4 protein-coding genes are annotated in these 6,022 nt (G+C 66.0%); 2 read left to right on the top strand and 2 right to left on the bottom strand.

The features are described from left to right. Positions 1-20: 20 nt before the first annotated feature. A complete protein-coding gene (locus GSQ79_RS12320; RefSeq protein ID WP_158809013.1) occupies positions 21-1,244 on the bottom strand; it encodes a deoxyguanosinetriphosphate triphosphohydrolase in 1,224 nt (407 codons plus the stop codon). Between the two features lie 158 nt (positions 1,245-1,402). Between GSQ79_RS12320 and erpA the strand changes: the two genes are divergently transcribed. Then, complete coding sequence (erpA, locus tag GSQ79_RS12325; RefSeq protein ID WP_158809014.1) at positions 1,403-1,747, top strand: iron-sulfur cluster insertion protein ErpA; 345 nt, start codon at positions 1,403-1,405, stop codon at positions 1,745-1,747. Positions 1,748-1,900: 153 nt separating this feature from the next. Then, the gene (locus GSQ79_RS12330) at positions 1,901-4,006 is read left to right on the top strand and encodes a hypothetical protein (RefSeq protein WP_158809015.1); all 2,106 of its coding nucleotides are present in this window, start codon (positions 1,901-1,903) and stop codon (positions 4,004-4,006) included. Between the two features lie 33 nt (positions 4,007-4,039). Here GSQ79_RS12330 and GSQ79_RS12335 read toward each other — a convergent pair. Then, on the bottom strand, positions 4,040-6,022 hold a 1,983-nt coding region (locus GSQ79_RS12335; protein WP_158809016.1), incomplete at its 5' end, for a xanthine dehydrogenase family protein molybdopterin-binding subunit.

Raw genomic sequence — 6,022 nt, forward strand, 5'->3', positions numbered from 1 at the left:
GCGGACCGGAGCGAGCCGGTCTATGGGCGAGCGCCGTAGCGCAATTCCGGCGTAGCGTCAAAATGCCGGCGGTGCTCGGCGAGCGCGTAGCGGTCGGTCATCCCGGCGATGTAGTCGCATACGAGGCGCGCGCGACGGTGCTCCGCGTCCGGCCCGGCAGCGGCACGCGAGGCCGCCGACCACTCCGCGGCCATGGTTTCGGGACGCGCGACGAACAGCTGAAAAAGGTCGCGCACCACCGAGGCCGCGCCTTCGCGCACCCGCATCATGTCGCGCTGCCGGTACATCCGGCTGAACAGAAACGCCTTGATGGCCTTTTCGGCCGCCGCCATGGAAGCGGAAAAGGCGACGACCGCCTGGCTCTGATCACGCACCTCGTCGAGGCTGGTCAGGCCGTGCAGACGGCGGCGGCTCTCTTCCGTCGCATCCTCGACGAAACGCGTGATGAGACGGCGCGTCAGCTCGTGGATCTGCCGGCTCTCGTCGAGGCCCGGGTGCTTTTGCGCCACGTCGTCCAGCAGCGTGGCGAGGAACGGCACGTCGCGGCAATCCGTCAGGCTGAACAAGCCCGCGCGCAGGCCGTCGTCGAGATCGTGGGCGTTGTAGGCAATGTCGTCGGCCAGCGCGGCACTTTGCGCCTCGGCGGAGGCGTAGCGGTCGAGGCCGAGCGAGCGCACGGCGTCTTCCTCGAGAAAGATCTTTGGGATGCCGCGCGCCGCATAGGCCGGCACCGGCGTGCCGTCCTTCTGGCGCAGCGGCCCGTTGTGCTTGGCGAGCCCCTCGATGGTCTCGTAGGTGAGGTTGAGACCGTCGAACGTGGCGTAGCGGCGCTCGAGCTTGGTGACGATGCGCAGCGTCTGGGCGTTGTGGTCGAAACCGCCGTGCTCGATCATCATCGCGTCGAGCATGTCCTCGCCGGTATGGCCGAACGGGGTGTGGCCGAGGTCGTGCGCCAGCGCGACGGCCTCCGCGAGATCCTCGTCGAGACCGAGCGACCGCGAAAGAGCCCGCGCGAGCTGGCCCACCTCGATCGAGTGCGTCAGCCGCGTGCGATAATGGTCGCCCTCGTGCGGCACGAAGACCTGGGTCTTGTGGGCAAGCCGGCGGAACGCGGTGGAGTGAATGATGCGGTCGCGGTCGCGCTGAAAGTCCGAGCGGGTCCGCGAGCCGGGCTCCGACAGCAGCCGGCCGGCCGAGACTTCGGGCACGGCGGCGTAAGGCGCGTGGGAGCTGGAGGCGTGCATCGAGGGTCCGGGGTGGGCTTCGTATTGCGGATGCGATGTCGCGGACGTATCTTCTGCTGCAAGGGCGGCGCAAGCCCTGCCGGCCGTTTCCTCGCCTTCGCCGTCTTCGAACGGGGAATCAGCTGTGATCAAGACCTTTTCGCGCGACGAGTAGCCCCATGAGCGAGACCCTTGCCGACCTTCCCGTCGCCCTGACCGCCTCGGCGGCCCGACGCGTGGCGCAGATTCTTCAGGACGAAGCGCCGGGCTCGGCGCTGCGCGTCGGCGTCGACGGCGGCGGCTGTTCCGGCTTTCAATATACCTACGACATCACCACCGCCCGCGAGCCGGACGACCTCGTGCTGGAGCGCGAGGGGGCGACCGTGCTCATCGACCAGATGTCGCTGGAATATTTGAAGGGCTCGAGCATCGACTTCGTCGACGACCTGATGGGCCAGGCCTTCAAGATCCAGAACCCGCAGGCCACGGCGTCCTGCGGCTGCGGCACCAGCTTCGCGATCTGACGTCCCCGAGGGAAGCCATGTTCACCAAAACGTGAGGCGTAAATGTCGCTTGATCGCTTTCTCGCCAAATAGTGCTTGCGCCATTCGGCTGTTTTTGGGGACAACGCGGGCTAGGCCGTGGATGCTCATGCCCGCGGCGTCAGAGGATGACCGATGGCCCGCAAGACCCTGACGATCGCCGCGACGCTGCTGGCTACCGCTGCAAGCGGCGTCGCCGTGACCGCCGGCTACGCAAGCTGGACTGCCCATACCGCCGTGGCGCGCCTGATCGCTGAAAACAGCGCCCTCAGCGTCGGCAGCACGGATGTCGACGCGTTCGGCGGCCGCGTCATCTTGCATGACGTCGCGATGACCACCGGCTCGCTGCGGGTCTATGCGCGGACCTTGTCTCTGCCGATGCAGACCCCGCGTTTTGCGATCGTGACGTCGGCACTCGCTGCGGACCGTCCGATCCAGCTCGCGCAATGGCCGACTGGCGACAAGCCGAAGGCGCCGGACGCGCCCGCCTCGTCGCCCTTCGGCAGCGGCATCCAGCTCAAAATTCCCGGCCAGGCAGCCGCCCCGGCTGCGGCGCCTGCGCCAGCCCTGCCGCAAACGCCGGCCACCGGGTCGGCCTCGGCCTCCGACGTGACGATCATCCACGGCACCACGACCTACACGATCAAGAAGATCGACGTGTCCGGCACCGCCCTGACCAACGCCGCCCTGACCACCCTTCTCGACCCCAAGAATCCCGACCCGATCGCCACGCGGCTGCAGAAGCTGAACGCCGGCTCGATCGTCATCTCGGAGATCGTCAGCGACGACAAGGCGGTCGGTAACGAAGTCCATGCCGGTGTGACGCAGATCTTGCTCGCCAATGTCGCCGGCGGCAAGATCGGGGCGGCGAGCGCGGCCGGCAGCACGATATCCGGCCTCGGCGAAGGCGGACGCGTTGTCGTGAAGACCGGCGCCATCCAAGCCTCCGGCCTCGACCTGGCTTTGCTGGAACGCATGATCGACACGGTCCGCACCGACGATGCCGAGCCGCTGAAGGCCTTGTCGGATTCGCTGACGATCAGCGATCTGACCCTGACCAACCCCGCCAAGAGCACGAGCCTGACGGTCGCGACGCTTGCGCAGAAAGCGCTCAAGGCGCGGCCGCTGAAAACCGATCTCGCCACGCTGAAGGAGACGACCGACAAGGACGCGCCGGGCGACGATACGGTCAAGGCCGAACGCTCGAAGGCGCTCCTCGACGACATCAGCAGCTCGTTCGAAGTGGGCGCCTTCTCGATCGACAAGATTGCGGCGTCCAACACCGAAAAAGAAGGCGTCAGCACGCTTGGCGTCGCGCGGATCGCGCTGGACGATTATCGGGCCCGCAAGCTCGCCGCGTTCACCATGCGCGACTTCCTGTTCCAGGGGCCGAGCGTCAAGCTCGGCTTCGCCACGCTGGATCTCTCCGACATCGCCATTCCGCCGGTCACCAAGGCGGCGGCCGACACGTCCCAGGCTCTTTCCACCGACACGATGCCCTCGATCGCCAAGGCGGACATGAGCCTGATCGACGTCGATACCGCAACGCCGCAGGACGACGGCACGACGTCGAAGGTCAAGTTCAAGCTGGCGCATGTCGGCTCGTCCAGCGACCAGCGCTTCGGCAAGCTGCCGAGCCAGGGCGCACTCGCCGTCGACAGCCTGACGTTCGATCTGCCCGACAGCGACAGCCCCGGGGCGCAGGAGCTGCTGGCGATGGGCTACAGGCACCTCGATGTGTCCGGCGCCATCGCGACGACCTACGACCAGAAGGCGGAGACGCTTTCCGTGCAGAAGCTGGTCGTCAGCGGCGTCGACATGGGCGCCGTCACCGTGGCGCTCGATCTCGGCAATGTCGCCAAGGGCATTTTGTCGGCAAACCATTCGGTCGCCAAGGCGTCGGCACTGGCGATGCTGGTGAAGCGCATCGACCTGCGCATTGCAAACAGCGGGTTGTTCGACAAAGCGCTGGATTGGAAGGCGAAGCAGGACGGCAAAAGCGTCGCGGACGAGCGGGCAAGCGCCATCGATCTGGTCTCCAACGCCGTGCCGGAAATGTTGGGCAACGGCCCCGGCATCAAGGCGGTAGGCGCAGCGGTCGCAGCTTTTATCGCGGAGCCGAAGACGTTGCACATCAGCGCAGCCTCCAAAGACGGCCTTGGTGCCGCCGACATGGGCCTGCTCGGCACTCCGGACGCTTTGCTGGAGCGCCTCGACATCCAGGCCGAAGCCAACAAGTAAGACAAAGCGGCGGGGCTCCCCCGCCGCATCTGTTCAGTCCAGAAGCTTGTCGATGGTGATCGGCAGATCGCGGACCCGCTTTCCGGTGGCGTGGAACACGGCGTTGCCGATCGCCGCGGCCGTGCCGACGATGCCGATCTCGCCGAGACCTTTGACCCCGAGCGGGTTGAGATGCCCCTCGTGCTCGTCGACGAAGATCACCTGCAAGTCGTGGATGTCGGCATTCACCGGGATGTGGTACTCGCCGAGATTGCGGTTCATGATCCGGCCAAGGTTGTGGTCGACCATGCTCTCCTCTTCCAGCGCCATGCCGATCCCCATGGTGATGCCGCCCAGGATCTGGCTGCGCGCCGTCTTCGGATTGAGGATTTTTCCCGCCGCCACCGCGGTGACGATGCGGGTCAGCCGCATCACGCCGAGTTCTTCGTCGATCTTCACTTCTGCAAAGACGGCGGCGTGCGTGTAGGCCGCATATTTCTTGGCAACCTTCGGGTCGGGCTCGAACTTTGCCACTTCCTCGATCGTGTCGCGGCCTCCGGCCGTCATCGCCTCGGCAAACGTCACGAAGCGCGACGGGTCGTTCTTCATCGCGATCTTGCGATCGGAGAAGGTCACCTGCTCCAGGCTTAGGTTCGCGAGCGGCGACTTGTCGATGCTGCGCGCGAGACCGAGTAGCGTCGGCTTGATCGCCGCGCAGACGGCGGCAACCGCCGAGCCCGAGGAGGCTGCCGTCCAGGATCCGCCGGCGGGTGGAGCTTCCGGCAGTGCGGAGTCGGCGAGGACGACCGTCACGTCTCTGATCGGCACGCCCATCGTATCCGACGCGATCTGCGCCAGGATCGTATAGGTGCCGGTGCCGATGTCGGACGTGCTGTTGCCGACCGTCAACGTGCCGTCGGCGCTGAGGACAGCGCGGGCACCGGTCGGCTGGACGAAAGCCTCCCAGGCGCCGGTGGCCATGCCCCAGCCGACCAGTTCCTTGCCGTCGCGCATCGAACGCGGCGCCGCCGTCCGCTTGTCCCAGCCGAATTTTTCCGCAGCCTGACTGTAGCAGGCCTTGAGCTCCTTACTGGTAAAGGGCTTGTCCTCGTTGCCGTCGATGTCGTTGTAATTGATCAGGCGCAGCGCGATCGGATCGACACCACTGGCATAGGCGAGTTCGTCCATCGCCGTTTCCATCGCGAACAGACCGAGCGTCGCGCCTGGCGCGCGCATGTCCTGCGGCGTCGCCATGTCTAGCTTGGCGAGCTTGTAGGTCAGCGCCACGTTCTCGCAATCATAGAGCATGCCCGACCAGTTGACGACGGCTTCCTGGTAATCCTCGAACGTCGACGTAACCGCGGTGGCGTCATGCGTCACGGCCTGCAGCGATCCCTCCTTGTCGGCGCCGAGGCGAATGGTTTGCAGAGTCTCGGGACGATAGCCGAAGGTGTACATCTGGGTGCGCGTGAGCACGACGCGCACTGCGCGCTCGAGCGTCAATGCCGCCATCGCCGCGAGATAAACCTGATAGATCGGCCGTAGCCCGGAGCCGAAGCCGCCGCCCATGTAGGGGTTGAGAACCTCGATCTTCTCCTTAGGCAGCTCGAAGATTTTGGAGAGATAGTCCTGCGTGTTGTGCACGCCCTGCGACTTCTCGTAGATCTTCAGGCTGCCATCGGCGTTCCAGATCGCCAGTGCCGCATGGGGCTCCATCGGGTTGTGATGCTCGATGGGGCTGGCGTATGTCTGCTCAACGGTGAACGCCGCCTTGGCGAAAGCGCTCTCGGCATCGCCCCGCGCGTCGGGCGCCGGCGGAATGCCGCTGCGCTTCTCCGGCGGATCATAGGCCTCACCCTTATGCGCTTCGAGGTCGGTCGATGGTGTTTCCGTCTCGTAGGCAACGCGCACCAGCGACGCGGCATAGCGCGCAACGCCGAAATCATCGGCAACGACGAGCGCCACCGGCTGACCGCTGAACTGCACGACATCCGTGACCAGCGGCCGAAACGGCTTGCCGGGCGGCGCCACGGCGTC

The sequence above is a fragment of the Beijerinckia sp. L45 genome (assembly GCF_009765775.1).
Lineage (GTDB): Bacteria > Pseudomonadota > Alphaproteobacteria > Rhizobiales > Beijerinckiaceae > RH-AL1.